Consider the following 25,328-nt stretch of genomic DNA (forward strand, 5'->3'; position numbering starts at 1 on the left):
CGGCTTAGATTGCGTCGGTATCGGTTTCGCCGGTACGGATGCGAATAGCCTGTTCCAGATTGACCACGAAGATCTTGCCGTCACCGATCTTGCCGGTGTTGGCGGCCTTGGTTATCGCCTCGATAACCCGATCAAGATCCTTGTCGTCAATGGCGACATCAATCTTCACCTTCGGCAGGAAATCGACTACATATTCCGCGCCGCGATACAGCTCGGTGTGACCCTTCTGCCGACCGAAGCCTTTGACCTCAGTAACGGTAATGCCCTGCACGCCGATCTCGGACAACGACTCGCGTACATCGTCCAACTTGAACGGCTTGATGATGGCAGTGACTAGCTTCATGAAAACTCTCTCCCGAATTGGTGGACTTGCCCCAGGAAAACAAACCCGTCTCAAGTCTAAGCGCAGTGCCTGGCTTTGTAACGCGTCGTCGTAAAGGCAGTGCCGTTGCGACGCCAGCGAACCACTGGTGACGAAACCTGTACCCCTGATCCGTCGGCGCACTGCATTCGTCACAGCGACTGCATCAGTGCATGGGTCATGATCGTCTAAGCAGAAACCTTGCCAGCTCCGTAAAAATCACTGAAATCAGTCCTTTGCCCACTTTTGCCCACCTGCGGGGCTTTTTGGCGAAGGCAATGCGCACAAAAACAGTGCGTCGCCGCCAGGCCGATTGCGCGAAAAGCGTGCGCTTGTGGCCGTGAAAAAGACTATAGACGCTGCGTGATACACTGCCGGCCAACAGTTTTCCGGAATATTTCCCATGCTCGCGCCCAAAGACCTCCTCGACGCCCTGAGCGGCCACGCCTCTCGCCTGTTCAGCGGCGACACCCCGCTGCCCCGCAACGAAATCGAAAGCCAGTTCAAGGCGTTGCTGCAAAGCGGCTTCAGCAAGCTCGACCTGGTGAGCCGGGAAGAGTTTGATAGCCAGATGGTGGTGTTGGCGCGTACGCGTGCGCGACTGGAGAGCCTGGAAGCGAAAGTGGCCGAGCTCGAAGCGCGCTTGACGCCGCCACCTGCTGAATAAACGCGGTCAATGTGGGAGTGGGCTTGCTCCCTCCCACATTTGCCCCGTGCTGCCCTCTGGATACGTTCTGTAAAACCTCCCCGCCTCGCTCTTCCCCACCTCGTCTACCCTTGAAAAACCCGCAGGAAGCGGACCTCATTTCAAGGAACACCCATGTCCCTCGCCATCGTCCACAGCCGCGCCCAGGTCGGCGTCGAAGCCCCCGCCGTCACGGTCGAAGTGCACATGGCCAACGGTCTACCGTCCCTGACCCTGGTGGGTTTGCCGGAGACCGCCGTCAAGGAAAGCAAAGACCGCGTACGCAGCGCCATCCTCAACTGCGCGCTGCAATACCCCGCCCGGCGCATCACCCTCAATCTCGCGCCCGCCGACCTGCCCAAGGACGGCGGGCGCTTTGATTTGGCGATTGCCCTGGGGATCCTGGCCGCCAGCGTGCAGGTGCCAGCGTTGATGCTCGATGACGTGGAATGCCTGGGTGAATTGGCCTTGTCGGGGGAAGTACGGGCGGTCAAGGGTGTGCTGCCAGCGGCTCTGGCCGCGCGCAAGGCCGGACGCACCGTGATAGTGCCTCGGGCGAATGCGGAAGAAGCGTGCCTGGCATCGGGGTTGAAGGTGATTGCGGTGGACCACCTGCTCCAGGTCGTGGCGCACCTGAATGGGCATCAGCCCATCGAGCCTTACAAGTCCGATGGCTTGCTGTATTTGAATAAGCCTTACCCAGACTTAAGCGAAGTACAGGGCCAACTCGCCGCCAAGCGCGCATTGCTGATTGCGGCAGCGGGCGCCCATAACTTGCTGTTCAGCGGGCCACCGGGAACGGGCAAGACCCTGCTCGCCAGCCGCCTGCCGGGTTTACTGCCGCCGCTGAGCGAACAGGAGGCCCTTGAGGTAGCGGCGATTCAGTCGGTGGTCAGCCTGGCGCCGCTGAGCCATTGGCCGCACCGACCTTTCCGACAGCCACATCATTCGGCATCAGGCCCCGCATTGGTGGGCGGCGGGTCAAAGCCACAGCCTGGGGAAATCACCCTGGCGCATCACGGTGTGCTGTTTTTGGACGAGTTGCCGGAGTTTGATCGCAAGGTCCTGGAGGTACTGCGTGAGCCCCTGGAGTCAGGGCATATCGTGATTTCCCGCGCCCGCGACCGGGTGAGTTTCCCGGCGCGTTTCCAATTGGTGGCGGCGATGAACCCCTGCCCTTGCGGCTACATGGGTGAACCCAGCGGGCGCTGTCGCTGTACGCCGGAGCAGATTCAACGCTACCGCAATAAACTCTCAGGGCCGCTGCTGGACCGAATCGATCTGCACCTGACCGTTGCGCGAGAGAGCACTGCACTGAGTCCGACACAGCAGCCCGGTGACAGTACCGCCACTGCATCGGCGCAGGTCGCCGATGCTCGCGAACGCCAGCAACGGCGCCAGGGTTGTGCCAATGCGTTTCTGGATCTGCCGGGCTTACGCGAGCACTGCCGGCTGTCGAAGGTCGATGAAGGCTGGCTGGAGACTGCGTGCGAGCGGCTGACGCTGTCGCTAAGGGCCGCGCATCGTCTTTTGAAGGTGGCGCGTACGTTGGCGGATCTGGAGCAGACAAACTCGATCGCTCGCCATCATCTGCAAGAGGCCCTGCAATACCGGCCGGCCGCGATCACTTGAGCCTGGTGGAGATTCAAATGTGGGAGGGGTCTTGCCCCCTCCCACATTTGAAATGCAGCGTGTCAGCGGAAGCGGTCTACCTCATGGCGCAAGCCAGACGCCAATGTCTCCAGCTCTTTGGCCGTAATCGCCAAATTCGACACCACTTCACGCTGCTCACTGTTGGCCAACGCAATGCTCTGCAAATTACTACTCAGCAAGGTCGCCGTGCTGCTCTGCTCCTGAGTCGCCGTGGTAATCGCCGCAAACTGCTGCCCCGCCGAACGGCTTTGCTCGTCGATGCTCGCCAGCGCCGAGGCCACGTCGGCGTTGCGCGACAAGCCTTCCTGCATCAACACTTTGCCGTGTTCCATGGTGGTAATGGCGTTGCCGGTTTCCTGCTGGATGCTTTGAATCATCCCGGAAATTTCGTCGGTGGCCTCTCGGGTGCGCGACGCCAGGTTACGTACTTCATCGGCGACTACGGCAAACCCGCGGCCCTGCTCACCGGCACGTGCTGCCTCGATTGCGGCGTTGAGCGCCAACAGGTTGGTCTGGTCGGCAATCGAGGTGATCACCCCAACAATGCCGCCGATTTCCTGGGAGCGTTGGCCCAAGGTGTTGATGACGGTCGCCGTGCTGTTGAGCGCGGTGGCGATATGTTCCAGCGACGATGACGCTTCTTGCATCGACGTACGACCAATCCGCGTTTGTTGGGCATTTTCTTGAGCGAGGCGCTCGGTGTTGCCCATGTTGTCGGCGATATTCAACGAGGTAGCGCTGAACTCTTCCACCGCGCCGGCCATGCTGGTGATCTCGCCGGATTGCTGCTCCATACCTTCATAAGCCCCGCCGGACAAACCGGACAACGCCTGCGCACGGCTGTTGACCTCTTCGGCCGCCTTGCGGATATGGGACACCATGGTCGACAACGCTTCACCCATCTGGTTGAAGCTGCGCGCCAGTTGACCGATTTCGTCATGGCTGGACACATTCAAGCGTGCGCTCAAATCACCCGCGCCTAGGGCTTCAGCCTGGCGCACCAAGTCACCCAGCGGCGCCAGCTTGCTGCGCAGCAGCCATACCGTGGCGCCGACTGCCAACAGCATCGCCAGCACGCTGCCGATCACCAGACGAATGCCGACGTCCCACGTCACCGAGCGAATCTCGGCCTTGGGCATGCTCGCAACCACCGCCCACGGGCCACCCTCGAAAGATACTGACACGCTGTAGAAATCTTCGTTTTTGTCAGCCCAGAAGCGGCCGGTGCCTGGCGCCTTGGCCAGGTCCAGCATCACTGGCACCGCCTGGTCCGGCGCTTGCACACCTGCCGGCGGCACCAGCCAATGCTTTTGCTCATCGAGCAACGCGAGGGAGCCGGTGCGGCCGATGCGGAAGCGTTTGAGGTTTTCGAACTGAGCGTTCTGGGCATCGGTGTAATCAAAGCCGATAAACAACACCGCAATGACTTTACCGCTGGTGTCGCGTACCGGGCTGTACTGCGTCATGTAAGAACGGTCGAACAACACGGCGCGGCCGATGTAGGTCTGCCCACTGAACACACGCGGGTAGGCCGGCCCATTGCGGTCCAGCACCGTGCCAATGGCGCGATTGCCGTCCTGCTTGGTCAGGGACGTGCTGACGCGAATAAAATCGTCGCCGCTGCGCACGAACACGGTGGCCACGCCGCCGGACATCTGCTTGAACTCGTCCACTTCCTCGAAGTTGTTGTTCAGCAGTTCGCTGCCCAAGTACAGGCTCGGGGTCTGTACCCCGGCGACCGCAACGGACTGATCCGCCCGCACGCTCAAGCCGGCACTGAACCGTTTCTCAAACAGCCCCGTCAGGCGCTGGGTACTTTCGCGCAAAGTGCCGTGAAACGTATTGAGTTGGTCGGCGAGCAAACGTGCTTCGCTGGCCAAGTGCTCTTCACGGGTATCGAGGTTGGCAGCGTCCAGCGAACGCAGGGCAAAAACAGTGCTGCCACCAATGGCGACAGCCAAAATCACGGCTAACGCGAGGCCTAACTGGGAGGCAATCCGAGCGCGAGGTTGAGACATGACAGCTCCTGGCCGAGGCCAGGATCATCCTGATCTCATAGCGCTGCTCGGCAAATTATCTAGTGGGTAGCGTTGGAGCACCATGGTTCCAACACACCTACTTCGGCGGGCGCGGGCAATACTTGAGCGAATCACAGGGGTATCGCGCAAACGATTGCAACGCTTCAGTCGAGACGTCGTACGTGAGGCAGTTCCATGGCCTTGACCTCACCCTGAAGAAACTCCGCTAAACGCCGCAACCGCTCACCGCCTGGACGGGTTTTTGGCCACACCAGGTAATAGCTTTCGCCACTGGCCACGGCGGTGGGCCATGGGAGGCTCAGCCGCCCTTGGGCGACGTCCTCGGCCACCATCAGCAAATCGCCCATGGACACGCCATAACCCCGCGCGGCAGCGATCATGCCCAATTCCAGCGTATCGAACACCTGGCCGCCTTTGAGGGATACCCGAGAGGTCAGCCCCATGCGTTCCAGCCAATTGCGCCAGTCCCGCCGGTCGGGCGTGGGGTGAAGTAACTCAGCGCCAGCCAAACGCTCAGCGTCCCATGGGCCATCCTCCAGCAAGTTCGGCGCCCCCACCGGGATCAAAAACTCGGGGAACAGGTAGCAGGCCTCCCAGTCCGCCGGAAAATGCCCGTAGCTCAACAGCACCGCACAGTCGAACGGCTCCTGGTTGAAGTCCACCTCATCCACGTTCATCCAGGCGCTGGTCAGTTGCACCTCATTGCCCGGCTGCATTGCGCGGAAGCGACTGAGCCGCGCCAGTAGCCAGCGCATGGTCAGCGTAGACGGCGCCTTCATGCGCAGGATGTCATCTTCAGCACTCAAGGTATGGCAGGCCCGCTCCAATGCGCCAAACCCCTCGCGCACGCCGGGTAATAGCAGGCGCGCCGCCTCGGTGAGTTGCAGGGTGCGACCACTGCGCTGAAACAGGCGGCAGGCGAAATGCTCCTCAAGCGTGCGGATATGTCGGCTCACCGCGCTTTGGGTAATCGACAATTCCTCCGCTGCGCGGGTGAACGAGTTGTGTCGAGACGCGGCTTCGAATGCCCGCAAAGCATAAAGAGGAGGAAGACGACGAGACATGAAGAAAACTCCGACAGCAGGACAGCGAAACCCTACCAGAATCAATCAGGCATGAGTTTTAATCATGCAGAGCATCGTTTTTATCCCTTTGTGCAATGGGCTGGGAGCGCCGAGAATCAACCCTTCCACAACCCCCTGACTAGTTGAGCGTGATGATCATGCAGCATCCTGCACGTACCGAACTCTGGGCCATCTTGCGGCTATCGGGGCCGTTGATTGCCTCACAGTTGGCGCACATGCTGATGGTGTTGACCGACACCCTGATGATGGCGCGCCTGAGCCCCGAAGCATTGGCCGGCGGCGGTCTGGGCGCAGCCAGCTATTCGTTCGTGTCGATCTTCTGCATCGGCGTGATTGCCGCCGTGGGCACCCTGGTGGCGATCCGTCACGGTGCGGGCGATATCGAAGGCGCTACCCGCCTGACCCAAGCCGGGCTATGGCTCGCCTGGCTGATGGCCCTGGCGGCCGGCTTGTTGCTGTGGAACCTCAAACCGCTGCTGCTGATGTTTGGCCAGACCGAAACCAACGTGCAGTCGGCGGGGCAATTCCTCACGATCCTGCCGTTCGCCCTGCCCGGCTACCTGAGCTTCATGGCCTTGCGCGGCTTCACCAGCGCCATCGGCAAGGCTACCCCGGTGATGGTGATCAGCCTGTGCGGCACCGTGCTCAACTACCTGCTCAACCACGCCTTGATCGAGGGCATGTTCGGCCTGCCCAAACTCGGCCTGATGGGCATCGGCCTGGTGACCGCGATCGTCGCCAATGGCATGGCGCTGGCGTTGATCTGGTACATCCGCAGTAACCGTGCGTATGCCGCTTACCCGCTGAGCAGCGGCCTGTTGCGCCTCAACACTCAGTACCTGCGCGAGCTGTGGCGCCTGGGCCTGCCGATTGGCGGCACGTATGCAGTGGAGGTCGGGCTGTTTGCCTTTGCCGCGCTGTGCATGGGCACCATGGGCAGCACGCAGTTGGCGGCGCATCAGATCGCCCTGCAGATTGTCTCGGTGGCATTCATGGTGCCGGCGGGGATGTCCTACGCAGTGACCATGCGTATCGGCCAGCATTACGGTGCCGGGCAATTACTGCACGCGCGCATGGCCGGTCGGGTCGGTATGAGCTTTGGTGCTGTGGTGATGTTGGGCTTTGCCGTCGTGTTGTGGCTGTTTTCCGACCCGCTGATAGGGCTGTTCCTGAACCACAACGACCCGGCGTTCCACGACGTGATCGTATTGGCCGTCAGCCTGTTGGCTGTAGCGGCGTGGTTCGAATTGTTCGACGGCGTGCAGACCATCGCCATGGGCTGCATTCGTGGGCTCAAAGACGCCAAGACCACCTTCCTGGTGGGCCTGGGTTGCTATTGGCTGATCGGTGCACCGTCCGCCTGGTTGATGGCGTTTACCTGGGGCTGGGGGCCAACCGGTGTGTGGTGGGGCTTGGCGCTGGGGCTGGCGTGTGCGGCGGTGAGTTTGACTTGGGCGTTTGAGGTGAAGATGAAGCGGATGATTCGGCAGGAGCCGAATGTTCAAACCTCATTTCAACCGGCACAAGCAGAGTAAGCGCCCTACTCGGTCAAAAACTGTGGGAGCGGGCTTGCTCGCGAATGCGGTAGGTCAGGTGAAGATTTATTGACTGACACACTGCATTCGCGAGCAAGCCCGCTCCCACTTTGGGTTGGGTTTGCAAGTCAGCCCAGCAGCGCTTGCTGGCCTTTGCCGAACGTCAGGTACTCCACCAACTCCGGCAGCGGCAACGGCTTGCTGATCAGATAACCCTGGGCCTGGTCACACCCAAATAGCCGCAACAACGCCAACTGCTCAGGGGTTTCTACGCCCTCGGCCACCACTTCCAGGTTGAGGTTGTGCGCCAGGTTGATCATGGCGTGCACCAGCTTGCGGTTCTCTTCGCGCTCTTCCATGCCGCCGACAAAGCTCTTGTCGATCTTCAGCAAGGCAATCGGCAGGCTGTTGAGGTGCACGAACGATGAAAAACCGGTGCCGAAGTCATCCAGGGAAAACCGCACGCCGAGGCGGCCAAGGGCGTCCATGGTCTGTTTGACCAGGTCACTACGGCGCATCACGGCGGTTTCGGTCAGTTCGAATTCCAGCCAGCGGGCGTCTACCCCTCGTTCGGCAATCAGTCGGCTGAGGGTCGAAAGCAATTGGCCGTCCTGGAACTGGCGGAACGACAGGTTAACTGCCATGTGCAGCGGCGGCAGGCCGCGCTCGCGCAGGTCTTGCATGTCTCGCAGGGCTCGGGAGATCACCCAGTAACCCAGCGGTACGATCAGCCCGCTCTGTTCGGCCAGGGGCACGAATTCGCTGGGCGGCAACAGGCCACGCTCACCATGGCGCCAACGTACCAAGGCTTCCAGGCCGACAATATGCCCATCGTCCAAGTCCAGTCGCGGCTGGTAATGCAATTCCAGCTCATCACGACGCAACGCCCGGCGTAACTCCGACTCCAGATCGGCCAGGCTTCGGGCATTGCGGTTGATACGTTCGTTGAAGATATGAAAGGTGCAGCCCTGGGTGCTCTTGGCTTGCTGCATGGCGATATGCGCGTGCCACATCAGCGGGTCGGCACCGGCACGGGCGCGCGCATGGGCGACGCCCAGGCTGCAACCGATCAACAGGCTTTCGCCGTCGACCCAGTAGGGCTCGGCCATGACTTCGGTGATGCGCTCAGCCATCCACTCGGCGCGTTGGGGCGCACGGCGGGTGTCGATCAGCAGGGCGAATTCGTCGCTGCCCAGGCGGGCCAGTTGGTCGCCGGCTTCGAGCTGGCTTTTAAGCCGCGACACCACTTGCAGGATCAACCGGTCGCCGGCCTGGTGGCCAAGAGCGTCGTTGGCATGACGGAAGTTGTCGAGGTCCAAATGACCAAGGGCCAGGCCGCGCCCCTCGTTCTCGGCCAGCCGCGCCGCCAGTAAAGTCTGAAAACCCTGACGGTTGGCGATGCCGGTAAGTGGGTCCTGTTCGGCCAAGCGTTGCAGAGTGTTCTCCAACACCCCGCGCTCGCGCACGTGGCGCAGGCAGCGGCGCACTGTATCGGCGTCCAATACATCCCGAACCAGCCAATCGCTGACACCCAAGGGTGAAACCAGCGGCTCCTGCTCCAGCAGCAACACGCACGGCAAGCTGCAACGGCCAGGGCCGGGTTGCAGGCTGGGCGTGGTCAATAGCACTGCACTGTGGTCGTCGTCGAACAAACGACTCACCGAGTCCCAATTTGGCGCGCTGATCAGCACAGCCCCCTCGCCCATCGGCGCCAGGCACTCGCGCAACAACGCTGCCCACTCAGGCGTATCGGCCAATAGCAGCAAACGCAAGGGTTCGACAGGCGTAGACAAGCTAGCTCCCTAGACTCTGCAAGATTTCGTTGGCGGCGGGCATTATGACGTGCGGCCTGATAATCACCAATGATAGGGGTTATCAAATACACGGATTACAAACAATAGTCCTAAATGCCCTCACATCCTGCGGCAAAGTATCAAAACCGGCAAATTTAGATCGAGTGGTACGTCACACTGTCGTTCTGACAGAGCAGAATCCTGCCAGCCTGTTAAAATGCCCGCCCTTTTGAATAACGACCCCTAAAATTCTGTATGTCCCGACTCAACCCCCGGCAGCAAGAAGCCGTGAACTACGTCGGCGGCCCTCTATTGGTGCTCGCCGGTGCTGGCTCCGGCAAGACCAGCGTGATCACCCGCAAGATCGCGCACCTGATCCAGAACTGTGGCATCCGCGCCCAGTACATCGTCGCCATGACCTTTACCAACAAGGCAGCGCGCGAGATGAAAGAGCGCGTCGGCACCCTGCTCAAGGGTGGCGAAGGCCGCGGCCTCACCGTGTGTACCTTCCACAACCTGGGGCTCAACATCATCCGCAAGGAGCATGTGCGGCTGGGCTACAAGCCGGGGTTCTCGATCTTCGACGAGACCGACGTGAAGTCGCTGATGACCGACATCATGCAAAAGGAGTACGCAGGCGACGACGGCGTGGATGAGATCAAGAACATGATCGGCGCCTGGAAAAACGACCTGATCCTGCCGCCCCAAGCCCTGGAAAACGCGCGCAACCCCAAGGAACAGACCGCCGCCATCGTTTACACCCACTATCAGCGCACGCTCAAGGCGTTTAACGCGGTGGATTTCGACGATCTGATCCTGCTGCCGGTAAAGCTGTTCGAAGAGCACGCCGACATTCTGGAGAAATGGCAGAACAAGGTGCGCTACCTGCTGGTGGACGAATACCAGGACACCAACGCCAGCCAATACCTGCTGGTAAAGATGCTCATCGGCAAGCGCAACCAGTTCACCGTGGTGGGCGACGACGACCAGTCGATCTACGCCTGGCGCGGCGCCCGCCCGGAAAACCTGATGCTGCTCAAGGACGACTACCCGTCCTTGAAAGTGGTGATGCTGGAGCAGAACTACCGCTCCACCAGCCGCATCCTGCGCTGCGCCAACGTGCTGATCTCCAACAACCCCCACGAGTTTGAAAAACAACTGTGGAGTGAGATGGGCCACGGCGACGAGATTCGCGTGATCCGCTGCCGCAACGAAGACGCCGAAGCCGAGCGCGTCGCCGTCGAGTTGTTGACCCTGCACTTGCGCACCGACCGGCCGTACAGCGACTTTGCGATCCTGTATCGCGGCAACTACCAGGCCAAGCTGATTGAGCTGAAGTTGCAGCATCACCAGATTCCCTATCGCCTGTCGGGCGGCAACAGCTTTTTCGGGCGCCAGGAAGTAAAAGACCTGATGGCCTACTTCCGGCTGATCGTGAACCCGGACGACGACAACGCCTTCCTGCGCGTGATCAACGTGCCGCGCCGGGAAATCGGCTCCACCACCCTGGAAAAGCTCGGCAACTACGCCACCGAACGCAAGATCTCGATGTACGCCGCCACCGACGAAATCGGCCTGGGCGAACACCTGGACACCCGCTTCACCGACCGCCTGTCGCGCTTCAAGCGCTTCATGGACAAGGTGCGCGAGCAATGCGCCGGCGAAGACCCGATCAGCGCCCTGCGCAGCATGGTCATGGACATCGACTATGAAAACTGGCTGCGCACCAACAGCTCCAGCGACAAGGCCGCGGATTACCGCATGGGCAACGTCTGGTTCCTGATCGAAGCCCTGAAGAACACCCTGGAAAAAGACGAAGACGGCGAGATGACCGTCGAAGACGCCATCGGCAAACTGGTGCTGCGCGACATGCTCGAACGCCAGCAGGAAGAAGAAGACGGCGCTGAAGGTGTACAGATGATGACCTTGCATGCCTCCAAGGGCCTGGAATTCCCCTACGTGTTCATCATGGGCATGGAAGAGGAAATCCTCCCGCACCGCTCCAGTATCGAAGCCGACACCATCGAAGAAGAACGCCGCCTGGCCTACGTGGGCATTACCCGCGCGCGCCAGACACTGGCCTTCACCTTTGCCGCCAAGCGCAAGCAATACGGCGAAATCATCGATTGTGCCCCCAGCCGGTTCCTGGATGAGCTGCCGCCGGACGACCTGGCCTGGGAAGGCACTGACGACACCCCGACCGAGGTGAAGGCCGTTCGCGGCAACACCGCCCTGGCGGACATACGCGCGATGTTAAAGCGCTAGAATCGACTACTTTTTAATCTACTTTCGGCGCACAACGCGCCATTAGAGGAAGCTTTCCGTGGAAGCACTGCACAAGAAAATTCGCGAAGAAGGCATCGTGCTTTCCGATCAGGTACTGAAGGTCGACGCCTTTTTGAACCACCAGATCGACCCGGCGCTGATGAAACTGATCGGCGACGAATTCGCCGCGCTGTTCAAGGACTCGGGCATCACCAAGATCGTCACCATCGAGGCTTCGGGCATCGCCCCGGCGATCATGACTGGCCTGAACCTGGGTGTGCCGGTGATTTTTGCGCGTAAGCAACAATCCCTGACCCTGACCGAAAACCTGCTGTCGGCGACCGTGTACTCGTTTACCAAAAAGGTCGAAAGCACCGTGGCGATCTCCCCACGCCACCTCACCAGCAGCGACCGCGTGCTGGTAATCGACGACTTTTTGGCCAATGGCAAGGCGTCCCAGGCACTGATTTCGATCATCAAACAGGCCGGCGCGACCGTTGCCGGTTTGGGGATTGTGATCGAGAAGTCGTTCCAGGGTGGCCGTGCGGAGTTGGATGCGCAGGGGTATCGGGTTGAGTCGCTGGCGCGGGTGAAGTCGCTGGCCGGTGGCGTAGTCACCTTCATCGAGTAATTCGATAACAACACCATTCAAATGTGGGAGGGGGCTTGCTCCCGATAGCGGGGTGTCAGTCACTGGTTTGTTGACTGACACTCCCTCATCGGGAGCAAGCCCCCTCCCACATTTGCCTTGTGGTGCTTGTTAGTGGGCGGTCGCCTGAAGGCCAGCCAACAGCAGCCGCTGATACAGGTCCTCCTTAAGGCCTTCTGGTTGATCCAACCCCATCCGCTCCAGATGCTTGGGAAACACCTCCGGCTCCGGCGCATCCAACGCCGCTTTGCCCAGCTCCAACATCTCCGTCAGCTTGAATTTGCTCTTGAGCCAGTTCAGCGCCCGCAACAGATCCCGCTCCTCATCCGTAAAATCACTGCCCAGCGGGTACTCCGGAAACAACCGACGATGCCGCGCCTGAATCCCCTTGAGCCGCTCCGGCGTGTTGTCGGCAAAACGCGGGGCCAGCCGGAAATCCTTGGGCAACTTGCCGGCCTTTTGCGCCCGTTCGATCAAGCCCTCCTGGAAACGTGAGTCGGTGATATTAAGCAGCGCCTCGATCACCTTGGCATCCGTCTTTCCACGCAAATCGGCAATGCCGTACTCGGTGATGACGATATCCCGCAGGTGCCGGGGAATGGTGCAATGCCCATAGTCCCAGACGATATTGGAACTGACCTCACCCGCCGATTCGCGCCAGCTGCGCAAGATCAGGATCGACCGCGCGCCTTCCAGCGCATGCCCCTGGGCCACAAAGTTGTACTGCCCACCCACGCCGCTAAGCACGCGGCCGTCTTCCAGTTGGTCGGCCACACCGGCGCCGAGCAAGGTCACCATGATTGCGCTGTTGATAAAGCGCGCATCCAGCCGTTGCAGGCGCTTGAGTTCTTCCTGGCCGTACAGCTCGTTGATGTAGCTGATGCGGGTCATGTTGAATTCAAGGCGCTTGGCGTGAGTCATTTCCTGCAAGCGCTGGTAAAAACTGCGCGGGCCAAGAAAGAAGCCGCCGTGGATCGACACGCCATCGGGCTGTGCAGCATCGTCCAAGGTGCCGGCATTTGCCTGCTGCTGGGTTGCCACATCCGGGTAGACCTTGCGCCGTACAACCCCCGCATCTGCCAATACCAGCAGGCCATTGACGAACATTTCGCTGCAGCCATAGAGGCCACGGGCGAACGGCTCGACGCCGCCTTCATGGCTGATCAGCGGCGCCCATTGGTATACATCAAGGTCGGTCAGTAGCAATCGGTAAGCTTCGTTGTCGGCCTGGCGCGCCAGCAAGGCGGCAGTCAACGCATCACCCATGGAGCCGATACCGATCTGCAAGGTGCCGCCATCGCGCACCAGCGTGCTGGCATGCAGCCCGATAAAGTGGTCCTGGAACCCCACCGGCATGTTCGGCGTGGAGAACAGCGTGGTGCTGTCTTTTTCGTCCAGCAGGTAATCGAAGGCATCCATCCCCAGTTCCGCATCGCCGGGCATGTAGGGCAAATCGGTATGAACCTGGCCGACGATCAGGATGGTTTCCCCCGCGTCACGGCGCTTGGCGATCATCGGCAGCAGGTCGAGCGAAATATCCGGGTTGCAGCTCAAGCTCAGGCGATCAGGGTGTTCCGGGCTACTGGCCACCAGCTGCGCCACCAGGTTCAAGCCGGCAGCGTTGATGTCACGGGCAGCGTGGCTGTAGTTGCTGCTGACGTAATCCTGCTGGGCTGATTCGCTGTGAAGCAGGCTGCCAGGTTGCATGAAGAACTGCTGTACATGGATGTTTTTGGGAAGGGTGGCTTTGTGCAGGTCGGCGAGAAAATCCAGCTCGGGGTAGTCGCCAAACACCCGCTCGATAAAGGGTTCAAGAAAGCGCTTCTGCAAACCATCCCCCAGCGGCGGACGGCCCAGGCTTAGTGCGGTATAGATCGTCAGCGACCGCTGCGGCAACTTGGCGATACGCCGGTACAGCGCGTTGACGAACAGGTTGGGTTTGCCCAGGCCCAGGGGCATGCCCATGTGGATATGCGCCGGCAAGCGCGCCAGTACGTCGTCAACTGCTTGCTCGATTGAACACAACTGCACCATCCGACCCTCCTGAACATTCCGTGATTAGGGATTGGACAGAGAGTGGCGGGTCTTTGCTGCAAAGAACAGCCTCGAAACACAAATTGCAGACACAAAAAAGCCGCTCGTAAGCGGCGTTTTTGACGAAGATCGGCTGGTTACAGGCCGGACATCTTCTTGATTGCACCCTTGAGCTCGTCATCCGTGCAATCAGCGCAGGTGCCTTTAGGCGGCATGGCATTGATGCCGGTGATCGCCTTGGCCAGGATGCCATCGAGGCCGCCTTGATGGTCAGCGCGCTCTTTCCAGGCGGCGGTATCGCCGATCTTCGGCGCATTCAGCAGGCCAGAGCCATGGCATGCGTTGCAATGCTTGGCGATTACCTCATCCGGTGTTTTAGCCCCACCGCCACCGCCCGCTGCCACGGCAACTTCCATCCCCTTGCATTCCTGGCCTTGGACACACACCTGGCCAACAGGCTCCAGGCGCTTGGCAATGTCGTCGTTGGTCGCAGCTTGAGCGCTGACAGCCCATAGGGCCAGTACGGTTGCTGGTGCAGCCAGCATTTTCATAATTAGGTTCACGCGTTCACCCTCAATGGTGGCTATTCACGCCTGCGGCCACGGTTTCGCAGGCGGCGAAAGTATAGCGGTTACCCCGCCCGGCCGAAACAACCCTATTAAATAAAGGGAGATTAGGCCGCACGGTTACAACGGCGGGCGTCTCTGCAACGCTGGCAGGACGCCTCTTTTCTTAAAAGTTCGCGGGTGTCGCTGCGCTGATTAGTCGCGCCGGCACATCGAACGGGTTGCGAAAACGATGGGGCTTGGTGCTTTCAAAGTAGTAGCTATCGCCAGCTTCGAGCACAAAAGTTTCAAGGCCGACCACCAATTCCAGGCGTCCTTCAACCAGGATCCCGGTTTCCTCGCCTTCGTGGGTGAGCATTTCTTCGCCTGTATCAGCGCCCGGCGGGTAGATTTCGTTGAGAAACGCAATCGCCCGGCTGGGGTGCGCCCGGCCTACCAGTTTCATGGTGACGGCGCCGTCAGAGATGTCGATCAGCTCATTGGCTTTATAGACGATCTGCGTCGGTATTTCCTGGAGGATCTCTTCGGAAAAGAACTCGACCATGGACATGGGGATGCCGCCCAGCACCTTGCGCAAGGAGCTGATCGAGGGGCTGACGCTGTTTTTTTCGATCATCGAAATGGTGCTGTTGGTGACACCCGCACGCTTGGCGAGCTCACGCTGGGAAAGACCCTTCAGTTTTCGGATGGATTGCAGTCGTTCGCCGACGTCCAATGCAGGTGCCTCCTAGGGTTCAGGCTTTGTTGTAGTTGAGCGTTATCATGGCGACAGCGTTCAGTATTTACAACACTTGGGCCTAAATCCCGGGCGGCGGCGTTCGTAGCGGGCGGTCAGTCGCCGCAATAGAGCCTTGGCACCCGGCGCAGGTTGCAAAAGATCTGGTAGGGGATGGTTTCGGCGGCGACGGCGATGTCACTGGCGAGGATGTTTTTGCCCCACAGCTCTACCGTAGAACCGAGACCGGCGTGCGGCACGTCCGTCAGGTCAATGCACAGCATGTCCATGGACACGCGGCCGAGCAATTGGCTGCGTTGCCCGGCCACCAGCACGGGCGTACCGGTCGGTGCATGACGCGGGTAGCCGTCGGCATAACCCATGGCAACCACGCCAATACGCATCGGTTTAGGTGTGATAAACCGGGCGCCATAGCCCACTGGCTCACCGGCCGGCAGTTCACGCACGCAGATGACCTTCGACTCCAGGGTCATCACCGGCTGCAAACGTGCGGCCACGGCCTGGTCTTCGCCAAAGGGCGTAGCGCCGTAGAGCATGATGCCCGGGCGCACCCAGTCGCTGCCCACATTCGGCCAGCCCATCACCGACGGCGAGTTGCGCAGGCTGACCTCGGCCGACAAGCCTTTGCGCGCCGCCTCGAACACCGCCACTTGCTCATCGCTGCGCACGCAGTCGAGCTCATCGGCGCGGGCGAAGTGGCTCATCAACACGATCCTGGCCACTTTGCCGCTGGCCAGCAGGCGCTGGTACGCCTCTTGGTAATCCTTGGGGTGCAGGCCAACGCGGTGCATGCCCGAGTCCAGCTTGAGCCAGATAGTAAGCGGCTTGTTCAGTTTGGCTTGCTCAATGGCTTCCAATTGCCACAGTGAGTGCACCACGCACCAGAAATCATTTTCGATGATCAGTGGCAGTTCGTCGGCTTCGAAAAAACCTTCCAGCAACAACACCGGCGCACAAATGCCAGCGGCACGTAGCTCCAACGCTTCTTCGATGCAGGCCACGGCAAAACCATCCGCTTCGGTTTCCAACGCCTGAGCCACGCGCACGGCGCCATGGCCGTAGGCATCGGCCTTGACCACGGCAAGCGCCTTGGCCCCCGTGACTTCACGGGCCATTTGGTAGTTGTGGCGCAGGGCTTGGAGGTCGATCAGGGCACGGGCAGGACGCATGGCGGCAGGCTTCTAGGCGGCAGAGTGAATAAAAACCGGTGCCGACCAACAATGCCGGCGCCAGGAAAGGGTTTCATTTTAAGGCAATGCAGCCACGACGGCCGATTCTACCCTCGCCGCCTCACTGATGAGCAGGCGCTGGGTTGACATGCCGTGCAGCCTCTTGCTGGTTGCCGTAACGGGAAATATCGAGGCCTGCCGCGCTGATCTGCGGGGTCTTTTTCGCCATCAAGTCAGCCAGCAAGCGGCCGGAACCACAGGCCATGGTCCAACCAAGCGTGCCGTGCCCCGTGTTCAGGAACAGGTTCTTGAACGGCGTCGCACCGACAATCGGCGTGCCGTCGGGTGTGGTTGGGCGCAAACCGGTCCAGAAACTGGCTTCGGCCAAATCCCCCCCCTGAGGATAAAGGTCGTTGACGATCATCTCCAGGGTTTCGCGCCGACGCGGGTTCAGCGACAGGTCAAAACCGGCGATTTCCGCCATGCCACCCACGCGGATGCGATTGTCGAAACGGGTGATCGCGACCTTGTAGGTTTCGTCGAGAATGGTCGAGGTCGGCGCCATCGCCGGGTTGGTGATCGGCACGGTCAGCGAGTAACCCTTGAGCGGGTACACCGGCGCCTTGATCCCCAGCGGCTTGAGCAGTTTGGGCGAGTAGCTGCCGAGGGCCAGCACGTAACGGTCGGCGGTTTCCAGCTTGCCGTCGATCCATACGCCGTTGACGCGCTCGCCCGCGTAATCGAGCCGTTGGATGTCTTGTTCAAAACGGAATTCCACGCCCAATTGTTTGCACATGTCGACCAGGCGCGTGGTGAACATCTGGCAGTCGCCAGTCTGGTCGTTTGGCAGGCGCAGGGCACCGGCGAGGATGTCGGTGACGCTCGCCAGCGCCGGTTCAACACGGGCGATACCGGCGCGATCAAGCAGTTCAAAGGGCACGCCAGACTCTTTCAGCACGGCAATGTCTTTGGCAGCCCCATCAAGCTGGGCCTGGGTGCGAAACAGCTGGGTAGTCCCCAGGCTACGGCCTTCGTAGGCAATACCGGTCTCGGCACGCAGTTCATCGAGGCAGTCACGGCTGTATTCGGACAGGCGCACCATGCGCTCTTTGTTGACCGCATAGCGGCTGGCGGTGCAGTTGCGCAGCATCTGCGCCATCCACAGGTATTGATCGATATCGGCAGTGGCCTTGATGGCCAACGGTGCGTGGCGCTGCAGCAACCACTTGATGGCCTTGAGCGGTACGCCCGGCGCGGCCCATGGTGAGGCGTAGCCTGGGGACACCTGGCCGGCGTTGGCGAAGCTGGTTTCCATGGCAGCGGCAGGCTGACGGTCGACCACGACCACTTCAAAGCCGGCCCGCGCCAAATAGTAGGCACTGGTCACACCAATGACACCGCTACCCAAGACCAGAACGCGCATTTTTAGATCCTCATCGCGGGCTTGACCGCTGACGTGTGTTATTCGAGCAATGATGAGCGCAGTGTAAAAAACTATTGCCAGTGCATTTCACTATATAAGTGCTTATATTTGGCGACAATTCTCGGCAAAAACCCTTTTTACAGAGGCGTATCCCCTATGCGTACCAACACCCAGACCAAGCGGGAGCTGGACAAAATCGACCGCAACATCCTGCGCATCCTGCAAACCGACGGGCGCATATCGTTCACGGAGCTGGGGGAAAAAGTCGGGCTGTCGACCACGCCGTGCACCGAGCGCGTGCGCCGGCTGGAGCGCGAAGGGATCATCATGGGCTACAACGCACGGCTCAACCCTCAGCATTTGAAGGGGAGTTTGCTGGTATTTGTCGAGATTAGCCTGGATTACAAGTCTGGCGACACGTTTGAGGAATTCCGCCGCGCCGTGCTGAAACTGCCCCATGTGCTGGAGTGTCACCTGGTGTCCGGGGATTTCGACTATCTGGTGAAGGCGCGTATTTCAGAGATGGCGTCGTACCGCAAATTGCTCGGGGACATTCTGCTAAAGCTGCCCCATGTGCGCGAATCCAAGAGCTATATCGTGATGGAAGAGGTGAAAGAGAGCTTGAACCTGCCTATTCCTGACTAATTGGAGAAATGAGGTCTATGTGGGAGGGGGCTTGCCTCCGATGCGGGAGTGTCAGTCACTTATGAGTCGACTGGCACACCGCCATCGGGGGCAAGCCCCCTCCCACATTTGAACTGCGTACACCTGTTAGACCAATACCTGCCGGGTACTCGCCATGTACTCATGAATCTGCTTCTCCACCCGCGGGTGAATCAGCTCCACCGGCCCTCGCCCATTGGGGCATGGCAAGGTCTTGGTCGTACCAAACAACCGGCAAATCAGCGGCCGCTCGTCGTACACCGTGCAGCCGTTGGGCCCCAGGTGCACACAATTCAGCTCATCCATGGCCGCGTCCTGCTCGGCAGCGGTCTTACGCGGTAGGCGCGACATTTCCTCGGGCGAGGTGGTCACCGGCCCACAGCAGTCGTGGCAGCCGGGGACGCACTCGAACGAAGGGATCTGACGGCGCAGCGCGCTGACTTTTTGGCTGTTGCAACTCATCGAAACAGGTACCGAACGGCGGATAGGCGTGGATTCTGCCGCAAAAGCCTGCGATGAGACAGCTTCGCCCGACCGCTGTATCCTGCGTCAAATTTTCCAAACAGGGATGCTCCCCATGACCGCCAGCGCCCGGCACACCGCTTCCTACTACGCTGCCAGCAGCGTGCCGCAACCCGATTACCCGGTGTTGAGCGGCGAAGTGGTTGCCGATGTGTGCGTGATCGGCGGCGGGTATTCGGGGCTTAACACGGCACTGGAGCTGGCTGAGCGTGGCTTCAGCGTGGTGCTGCTGGAGGCGCGCAAGGTCGGCTGGGGCGCCAGCGGGCGCAACGGCGGTCAGTTGATTCGTGGCGTGGGCCACGGCCTGGAGCAGTTCGCCAATGTGATCGGCACCGACGGCGTACGCCAGATGAAGCTGATGGGCCTGGAAGCCGTGGAGATCGTGCGCGAGCGCGTCGAACGCTTTCAGATCCCCTGCGACCTGACCTGGGGCTACTGCGACCTCGCCAACAAACCCCGCGACCTGCAAGGCCTGGCCGAAGACGCCGAAGAACTGCGCAGCCTCGGCTATCGCCATGAAGTGCGCCTGCTGCAAGCGGGCGAAATGAGCAGCGTGATCGGCTCCGACCGCTATGTAGGCGGCATGATCGACATGGGCTCCGGGCACCTGCACCCGCTGAACCTGGCCCTCGGCGAAGCCGCCGCTGCGCAGCAATTGGGCGTGAAGCTGTTCGAGCAGTCCGAAGTGACGCGTATCGACTACGGCCCCGAGGTCAAAGTGCACACCGCCCAAGGCACCGTACGCGCCAAGACCCTGGTACTGGCCTGCAACGCCTACCTCAATGGCCTGAACCCGCAACTGGGCGGCAAGGTGCTGCCCGCCGGCAGTTACATCATCGCCACCGAGCCACTGAGCGAAGCGCAAGCCAGCAGCCTGCTGCCGCAGAACATGGCCGTGTGTGATCAGCGGGTCACCGTGGACTACTTCCGTCTATCTGCCGACCGGCGCCTGCTTTTCGGCGGTGCTTGCCACTATTCTGGTCGCGATCCTCAGGATATCGGCGCCTATATGCGACCAAAGATGCTCAAGGTGTTCCCACAGCTGGCAAACGTGAAAATCGACTACCAGTGGGGCGGCATGATCGGTATCGGCGCGAACCGCCTGCCGCAGATCGGCCGTCTGGCAGATCAACCCAATGTGTATTACGCCCAGGCCTACGCCGGCCACGGCCTCAACGCCACGCACCTGGCGGGCAAGCTGCTGGCCGAGGCGATCAGCGGCCAGCAACAGGGCCGTTTCGATTTGTTTGCCCAGGTGCCGCACATCACCTTCCCTGGCGGCAAGCACCTGCGCTCGCCGCTGCTGGCGTTGGGGATGCTCTGGCACCGGCTCAAAGAGCTGGTGTGAGTCAGCTGCGCCAGAAGGGCTTCAAGCCTTCCTGGCGTGCCTGCTCGGCGGTCAAGCCCACATCCCTCAGTTGTTCGCGGGTCAGGTCCAGCAACGCTTTGCGTGTGTGCCGGCGGTGCCAGAACAGACCCCAACGGCTGTCGGTCGGCGCCGACAGTGCGCGCTCCTGCCCTGCTTGCCGTTCCTGACTGTGTAACGCCAGCCGCACATCGCTCATGCCGTTCATTTTACTGCCCCTCTTTGGCGTGTTGCCTTGAGTGACAAGAATGAGCGCCGGGCACAAACCATTACAGATTCAACTCACTTTTATTAAATCCATACAGATACTGCCTCCTGGCGCCTGAATCCTGTATTTTCCGTCTATCTGTAATGGTCCCCCGGGAGTGGCCGCCATGACCCTATACGTCAACCTCGCCGAATTACTGGGCACCCGTATCGAACAAGGCTTCTATCGCCCTGGCGACCGACTGCCCTCTGTACGCGCCTTGAGTGTCGAACATGGGGTCAGCCTGAGCACCGTGCAACAAGCCTATCGCTTGCTGGAAGACAACGGCCTGGCAATGCCCAAGCCGAAATCCGGCTACTTTGTGCCCGTTGGTCGCGAGCTGCCGGCCCTGCCGGAAATTGGCCGCCCGGCACAGCGCCCGGTGGACATTTCCCAGTGGGACCAGGTGCTGGAGCTGATACGCGCAGTACCACGCAAAGACGTCATACAGATGGGCCGCGGCATGCCGGATGTGCTGTCACCCACCCTCAAGCCCCTGCTACGCAGCCTGGCCCGCGTGAGTCGACGCCAAGACCTACCCGGCCTGTATTACGACAACATCATGGGCTGTATGGAGCTGCGCGAGCAAATCGCCCGGCTGTCATTGGATTCGGGCTGCCAACTGACCGCCGAAGACATCGTGATCACCACCGGTTGCCACGAGGCGTTGTCCGCCAGCATTCACGCCATTTGCGAGCCCGGTGATATCGTCGCGGTGGACTCCCCCAGCTTTCACGGTGCCATGCAGACCCTCAAGGGCCTGGGCATGAAAGCCCTGGAAATCCCCACCGACCCCATCACCGGCATCAGCCTCGAAGCCTTGGAACTGGCGCTGGAACAGTGGCCGATCAAGGTCATCCAACTGACCCCCAACTGCAACAACCCCCTGGGCTACATCATGCCGGAGGCACGCAAGCGGGCACTGCTCACCCTGGCCCAGCGCTTTGACGTGGCAATCATTGAAGACGACGTATACGGCGAATTGGCCTACAGCTACCCGCGCCCGCGCACCATCAAGTCGTTCGACGAAGACGGCCGTGTGTTGCTGTGCAGCTCGTTCTCGAAAACCCTGGCCCCCGGCCTGCGCATCGGCTGGGTGGCGCCAGGCCGGTACCTGGAGCGGGTGCTGCACATGAAATACATCAGCACTGGCTCCACTGCCACGCAGCCGCAGATTGCTATCGCCGAGTTTCTTAAAGGTGGTCACTTCGAGCCTCATTTGCGGCGGATGCGTACTCAATACCAGCGTAATCGCGACTTGATGCTCGACTGGGTCAGCCGCTACTTCCCGGCCGGCACCCGCGCCAGCCGACCTCAAGGCAGCTTTATGCTGTGGGTCGAACTACCGGAAGGTTTTGATACGCTCAAGCTCAACCGCATCTTGATCGAACAAGGCGTACAGGTGGCCGTGGGTAGTATCTTTTCGGCGTCCGGCAAGTACCGCAACTGCCTGCGCATGAACTACGGCGCCAAGCCATCCCCGCAGATTGAAGACGCCGTGCGCAAGGTCGGTGCTGCCGCGATCAAACTGCTGACTGAAACGGCGGACTGACCTTTCACGCAAAATAACCGTCATATGCCGACAACCGCCCTGATCTGGAAGCGACTCCCTTGAAGATGCAACGGCTATTACCGTTTTTCCTGTTGGGAGCCCTGGCCCTGGGCGGCTGCGCCACGGTGAGTACGCCGCGCGTGCCCAGCGACGCCCTGCCCGCTGCGCAGTCCTCGTTCGGCCGATCGATCCAGGCCCAGGCCGCCCCGTACCAAGGCCGCTCCGGCTTTCGCCTGCTGCCCAACAGCAGCGAAGCGTTCATGGCCCGTGCGGAACTGATCCGCAACGCCCAGACCAGCCTCGACTTGCAGTACTACATCGTCCACGACGGCATCAGCACGCGCATGCTGGTGGATGAGCTGCTCAGGGCTGCTGACCGTGGCGTGCGGGTGCGCATCCTGCTCGACGACACCACCAGCGACGGCCTCGATCAGATCATCGCCACCCTCGCCGCCCACCCCAAGATTGAAATCCGCCTGTTCAACCCGCTGCACCTGGGGCGCAGCACGGGCGTGACGCGAGCCATGGGCCGCCTGTTCAACCTGTCGCTGCAGCACCGACGCATGCACAACAAGCTATGGCTGGCAGACAACAGCGTCGCCATTGTCGGCGGGCGCAACCTGGGGGATGAGTATTTCGACGCCGAGCCCAACCTGAACTTCACCGATATCGACATGCTCAGCGTGGGGCCGGTGGCCGAGCAGCTCGGGCACAGTTTCGATCAGTACTGGAACAGCGCGCTGAGCAAGCCGATTGATGACTTTGTATCCACCAGCCCGTCCAAAGGCGACCTGGCCGCCGTGCGCGAGCGCCTGCAAGCGTCACTGGCCGAATCGCGCCAGCAGAATCATGCGCTTTACAACCGCTTGCGCACCTACCAGACCCAGCCGCGCATGGACATCTGGCGCCGTGAGCTGATCTGGGCCTGGAACCAGGCACTGTGGGACGCGCCGAGCAAGGTGCTGGCCACGGCCGAACCCGACCCTCGGTTATTGCTCACCACTCAACTGGCACCGCAGCTGGAAGGGGCCCGCCACGAGCTGATGATGATCTCGGCGTACTTCGTGCCGGGGCAGCCGGGGCTGGTGTACCTCACGGGACGTGCCGATGCAGGCGTGTCGGTCAGCCTGCTGACCAACTCCCTCGAAGCCACTGACGTACCGGCGGTGCACGGTGGCTACGCGCCGTATCGCAAGGCACTGCTGGAGCACGGGGTGAAACTCTATGAGCTGCGCCGCCAACCGGGTGATGGCGGCGGCAGTGGCCCCCACCTGTTTCGGCGCGGCACCTTTCGAGGCTCGGATTCGAGCCTGCACAGCAAGGCGATGATCTTTGATCGGGAGAAGTCGTTTATCGGCTCGTTCAACTTCGACCCACGCTCGGTGCTATGGAACACCGAAGTCGGCGTGCTGGTGGACAGCCCCGAGCTGGCCGAACACGTGCGCAACCTGGCGTTGCAGGGCATGGCACCGGCGTTGAGTTATGAGGCGAAATTGCAGGATGGCCAGGTGGTGTGGGTGACCGAGGATGACGGCCAGTTGCACACCCTGACCCGCGAGCCGGGGAGTTGGTGGCGACGGTTTAATGCCTGGTTCGCCACCTCAATCGGCCTGGAACGCATGCTTTAGGATCAACACCGCACAAAATGTGGGAGGGGGCTTGCCCCCGATAGCGGTGGATCAGCCAGCACTTCTGGCGCCTGACACACTGCCATCGGGGGCAAGCCCCCTCCCACATTTGACTGCATTTCAAGGTCAGGCAGGTTGGGTTACTCCGAAAGCACCTTGGCGCAGCAACAGCACCACCAAACCCATCGCCCCCGCCGCCATCAAGAACGGCAGCGCATGCCCGCTGATCCACTGGCTACCCGCCCCCGCCACCAAAGGCCCGATCAAGCAACCAATCCCCCACAATTGCGCCACATGGGCATTCGCCCGCACCAGCGCATCATCGCGATAACGCTCGCCGATCAAAATCAACGACAACGTAAACAAGCCACCGGCACTGGCACCGAACAGCACCCAAATCGGCCAGATCAGCAGGGTATGCAATGTCAGCGGAATCGCCAGACTGGACGCCAACAACAGCACAGCACACGCCAGAAACAACGTGCGTCGGGGCAGGTAGTCGGCCAAGGCGCCAATGGGCAATTGCAACAGTGCATCACCCACCACCACCGTACTGACCATGGCCAAGGCGATCTCAGCAGTGAAACCTTGCTGCAGGCAATACACCGGCAGCAGCGTCAGAATCATCGCTTCAAACGCGGCGAACAAAGCCACTGCCCACGCAATTGCCGGCAAGCTCAAGCAGAAGCGCCACAACGCGGCGAAGGTCACGCTGAAGGATTCGGCGGTTGGCGCACCGGAGCGTCCCAGCAACAGGAAAGGTGCAACCACCAGCAGCCCGACGCCGACCCAAAAACCATAGTCATGGTCGGTGCCGATCAAGCCCAGCAACAACGGCCCAGACAGCTGGCTCAGGGCATAACTGCAGCCATACAGCGCCACCAGTCGACCACGCCATTGCTCCACCACCAGTTGGTTGATCCAGCTTTCACCGAGGATAAACACAATGGTCAGGATCACCCCGATCATCAGCCGCAGCACCAGCCATACCGGGTAGCTGGGCAAAATCGCCAACAAGCCGATAGACACCGCACCCGCCCACAAACACAGGCGCATCAGGTTGGCAGTGCCCAGCCACGAGGCCATGCGACTGGACACCTTGGCCCCCAGCAACACGCCGAAGGCTGGCATGGCGGCCATTACGCCAATGGCAAAACTGCCATAGCCCCAGCCTTCAAGGCGCAGGGATACCAGCGGCATGCTCACGCCCAGGGCCAGGCCGACGCTGAGCACCGAGGCCAGCACGGCGAAATAAGTCGCCCAACGCATTTCCCACGCTCCTGTGGATAACTTTAAGAACACACAAAACCAAGGTGGGAGGGGGCTTGTGTGGGAGCCGGGCTTGCCCGCGATGCAT

General features: G+C 60.8%; 21 protein-coding genes. 9 read left to right on the forward strand and 12 right to left on the reverse strand.

Annotated features, from left to right (window positions below; genetic code table 11):
* Positions 1-4 precede the first annotated feature (4 nt).
* Positions 5-343 carry a P-II family nitrogen regulator gene (gene glnK, locus ICY20_RS07685; RefSeq protein WP_002555808.1) on the reverse strand — a complete coding sequence of 113 codons (339 nt, stop codon included), beginning with the start codon at positions 341-343 and terminating at the stop codon, positions 5-7.
* Between the two features lie 421 nt (positions 344-764).
* Between glnK and ICY20_RS07690 the strand changes: the two genes are divergently transcribed.
* Both ICY20_RS07690 and ICY20_RS07695 read left to right on the forward strand, forming a co-directional pair.
* Positions 765-1,028: an accessory factor UbiK family protein gene (locus tag ICY20_RS07690; RefSeq protein WP_159956346.1), complete on the forward strand. Its 264-nt coding sequence runs from the start codon at positions 765-767 to the stop codon at positions 1,026-1,028.
* 153 nt (positions 1,029-1,181) lie between these two features.
* The gene (locus ICY20_RS07695; protein ID WP_159956348.1) at positions 1,182-2,678 is read left to right on the forward strand and encodes a YifB family Mg chelatase-like AAA ATPase; all 1,497 of its coding nucleotides are present in this window, start codon (positions 1,182-1,184) and stop codon (positions 2,676-2,678) included.
* Positions 2,679-2,740: 62 nt separating this feature from the next.
* On the opposite strand, the gene ICY20_RS07700 is transcribed toward ICY20_RS07695, so the two are convergent.
* The gene (locus tag ICY20_RS07700) at positions 2,741-4,717 is read right to left on the reverse strand and encodes a methyl-accepting chemotaxis protein (protein ID WP_194937241.1); all 1,977 of its coding nucleotides are present in this window, start codon (positions 4,715-4,717) and stop codon (positions 2,741-2,743) included.
* Positions 4,718-4,881: 164 nt separating this feature from the next.
* Entirely contained in the window at positions 4,882-5,802 is a 921-nt protein-coding gene (locus ICY20_RS07705; protein WP_159956352.1) for a LysR substrate-binding domain-containing protein, read from the reverse strand.
* 152 nt (positions 5,803-5,954) lie between these two features.
* Here ICY20_RS07705 and ICY20_RS07710 point away from each other — a divergent pair, with 152 nt between their 5' ends.
* On the forward strand, positions 5,955-7,358 hold the full coding sequence (locus tag ICY20_RS07710) for a NorM family multidrug efflux MATE transporter (RefSeq protein WP_194937242.1): 1,404 nt from the start codon (positions 5,955-5,957) through the stop codon (positions 7,356-7,358).
* Positions 7,359-7,486: 128 nt separating this feature from the next.
* Here the strand turns inward: ICY20_RS07710 and ICY20_RS07715 are convergent, their stop codons facing one another.
* On the reverse strand, positions 7,487-9,151 hold the full coding sequence (locus ICY20_RS07715; RefSeq protein ID WP_159956356.1) for a putative bifunctional diguanylate cyclase/phosphodiesterase: 1,665 nt from the start codon (positions 9,149-9,151) through the stop codon (positions 7,487-7,489).
* A gap of 255 nt (positions 9,152-9,406) precedes the next feature.
* On the opposite strand from ICY20_RS07715, the gene rep reads away from it, so the two are divergent.
* Positions 9,407-11,416 carry a DNA helicase Rep gene (rep, locus tag ICY20_RS07720; protein WP_159956358.1) on the forward strand — a complete coding sequence of 670 codons (2,010 nt, stop codon included), beginning with the start codon at positions 9,407-9,409 and terminating at the stop codon, positions 11,414-11,416.
* Between the two features lie 58 nt (positions 11,417-11,474).
* Positions 11,475-12,047 carry a xanthine phosphoribosyltransferase gene (locus ICY20_RS07725; protein ID WP_010207474.1) on the forward strand — a complete coding sequence of 191 codons (573 nt, stop codon included), beginning with the start codon at positions 11,475-11,477 and terminating at the stop codon, positions 12,045-12,047.
* Positions 12,048-12,176: 129 nt separating this feature from the next.
* Here the strand turns inward: ICY20_RS07725 and ICY20_RS07730 are convergent, their stop codons facing one another.
* The 5 genes from ICY20_RS07730 to dadA form a co-directional block, all read right to left on the reverse strand.
* On the reverse strand, positions 12,177-14,099 hold the full coding sequence (locus ICY20_RS07730) for an acetyl-CoA hydrolase/transferase C-terminal domain-containing protein (protein ID WP_159956360.1): 1,923 nt from the start codon (positions 14,097-14,099) through the stop codon (positions 12,177-12,179).
* A gap of 137 nt (positions 14,100-14,236) precedes the next feature.
* Positions 14,237-14,650, reverse strand: coding sequence for a c-type cytochrome (locus tag ICY20_RS07735; RefSeq protein WP_159956525.1), 414 nt, complete (start codon positions 14,648-14,650; stop codon positions 14,237-14,239).
* Between the two features lie 181 nt (positions 14,651-14,831).
* On the reverse strand, positions 14,832-15,380 hold the full coding sequence (locus ICY20_RS07740; protein ID WP_003176893.1) for a cupin domain-containing protein: 549 nt from the start codon (positions 15,378-15,380) through the stop codon (positions 14,832-14,834).
* A gap of 116 nt (positions 15,381-15,496) precedes the next feature.
* The gene (gene alr / locus ICY20_RS07745; RefSeq protein ID WP_194937243.1) at positions 15,497-16,570 is read right to left on the reverse strand and encodes an alanine racemase; all 1,074 of its coding nucleotides are present in this window, start codon (positions 16,568-16,570) and stop codon (positions 15,497-15,499) included.
* 121 nt (positions 16,571-16,691) lie between these two features.
* A complete protein-coding gene (dadA, locus tag ICY20_RS07750) occupies positions 16,692-17,993 on the reverse strand; it encodes a D-amino acid dehydrogenase (protein WP_159956364.1) in 1,302 nt (433 codons plus the stop codon).
* Positions 17,994-18,149: 156 nt separating this feature from the next.
* Between dadA and ICY20_RS07755 the strand changes: the two genes are divergently transcribed.
* Positions 18,150-18,638: an Lrp/AsnC ligand binding domain-containing protein gene (locus ICY20_RS07755; RefSeq protein ID WP_003176896.1), complete on the forward strand. Its 489-nt coding sequence runs from the start codon at positions 18,150-18,152 to the stop codon at positions 18,636-18,638.
* A 126-nt stretch (positions 18,639-18,764) separates the two neighbouring features.
* Here ICY20_RS07755 and ICY20_RS07760 read toward each other — a convergent pair whose 3' ends face one another.
* Positions 18,765-19,118, reverse strand: coding sequence for a YkgJ family cysteine cluster protein (locus tag ICY20_RS07760; RefSeq protein ID WP_099586006.1), 354 nt, complete (start codon positions 19,116-19,118; stop codon positions 18,765-18,767).
* A 115-nt stretch (positions 19,119-19,233) separates the two neighbouring features.
* Here ICY20_RS07760 and ICY20_RS07765 point away from each other — a divergent pair, with 115 nt between their 5' ends.
* A complete protein-coding gene (locus tag ICY20_RS07765; protein ID WP_159956366.1) occupies positions 19,234-20,526 on the forward strand; it encodes an NAD(P)/FAD-dependent oxidoreductase in 1,293 nt (430 codons plus the stop codon).
* Between the two features lies 1 nt (position 20,527).
* On the opposite strand, the gene ICY20_RS07770 is transcribed toward ICY20_RS07765, so the two are convergent.
* Complete coding sequence (locus ICY20_RS07770; RefSeq protein ID WP_194937244.1) at positions 20,528-20,752, reverse strand: DUF1127 domain-containing protein; 225 nt, start codon at positions 20,750-20,752, stop codon at positions 20,528-20,530.
* Between the two features lie 166 nt (positions 20,753-20,918).
* On the opposite strand from ICY20_RS07770, the gene ICY20_RS07775 reads away from it, so the two are divergent.
* Both ICY20_RS07775 and ICY20_RS07780 read left to right on the forward strand, forming a co-directional pair.
* Positions 20,919-22,343 (forward strand): aminotransferase-like domain-containing protein, encoded by a 1,425-nt coding sequence (locus tag ICY20_RS07775; RefSeq protein WP_159956370.1) that lies wholly within the window; start codon positions 20,919-20,921, stop codon positions 22,341-22,343.
* 65 nt (positions 22,344-22,408) lie between these two features.
* On the forward strand, positions 22,409-23,971 hold the full coding sequence (locus ICY20_RS07780; RefSeq protein ID WP_159956527.1) for a phospholipase D family protein: 1,563 nt from the start codon (positions 22,409-22,411) through the stop codon (positions 23,969-23,971).
* Between the two features lie 126 nt (positions 23,972-24,097).
* Here ICY20_RS07780 and ICY20_RS07785 read toward each other — a convergent pair whose 3' ends face one another.
* Positions 24,098-25,240 (reverse strand): MFS transporter, encoded by a 1,143-nt coding sequence (locus ICY20_RS07785; RefSeq protein WP_159956372.1) that lies wholly within the window; start codon positions 25,238-25,240, stop codon positions 24,098-24,100.
* Positions 25,241-25,328 lie beyond the last annotated feature (88 nt).

The sequence above is a fragment of the Pseudomonas pisciculturae genome, from assembly GCF_015461805.1.
GTDB lineage: Bacteria > Pseudomonadota > Gammaproteobacteria > Pseudomonadales > Pseudomonadaceae > Aquipseudomonas > Aquipseudomonas pisciculturae.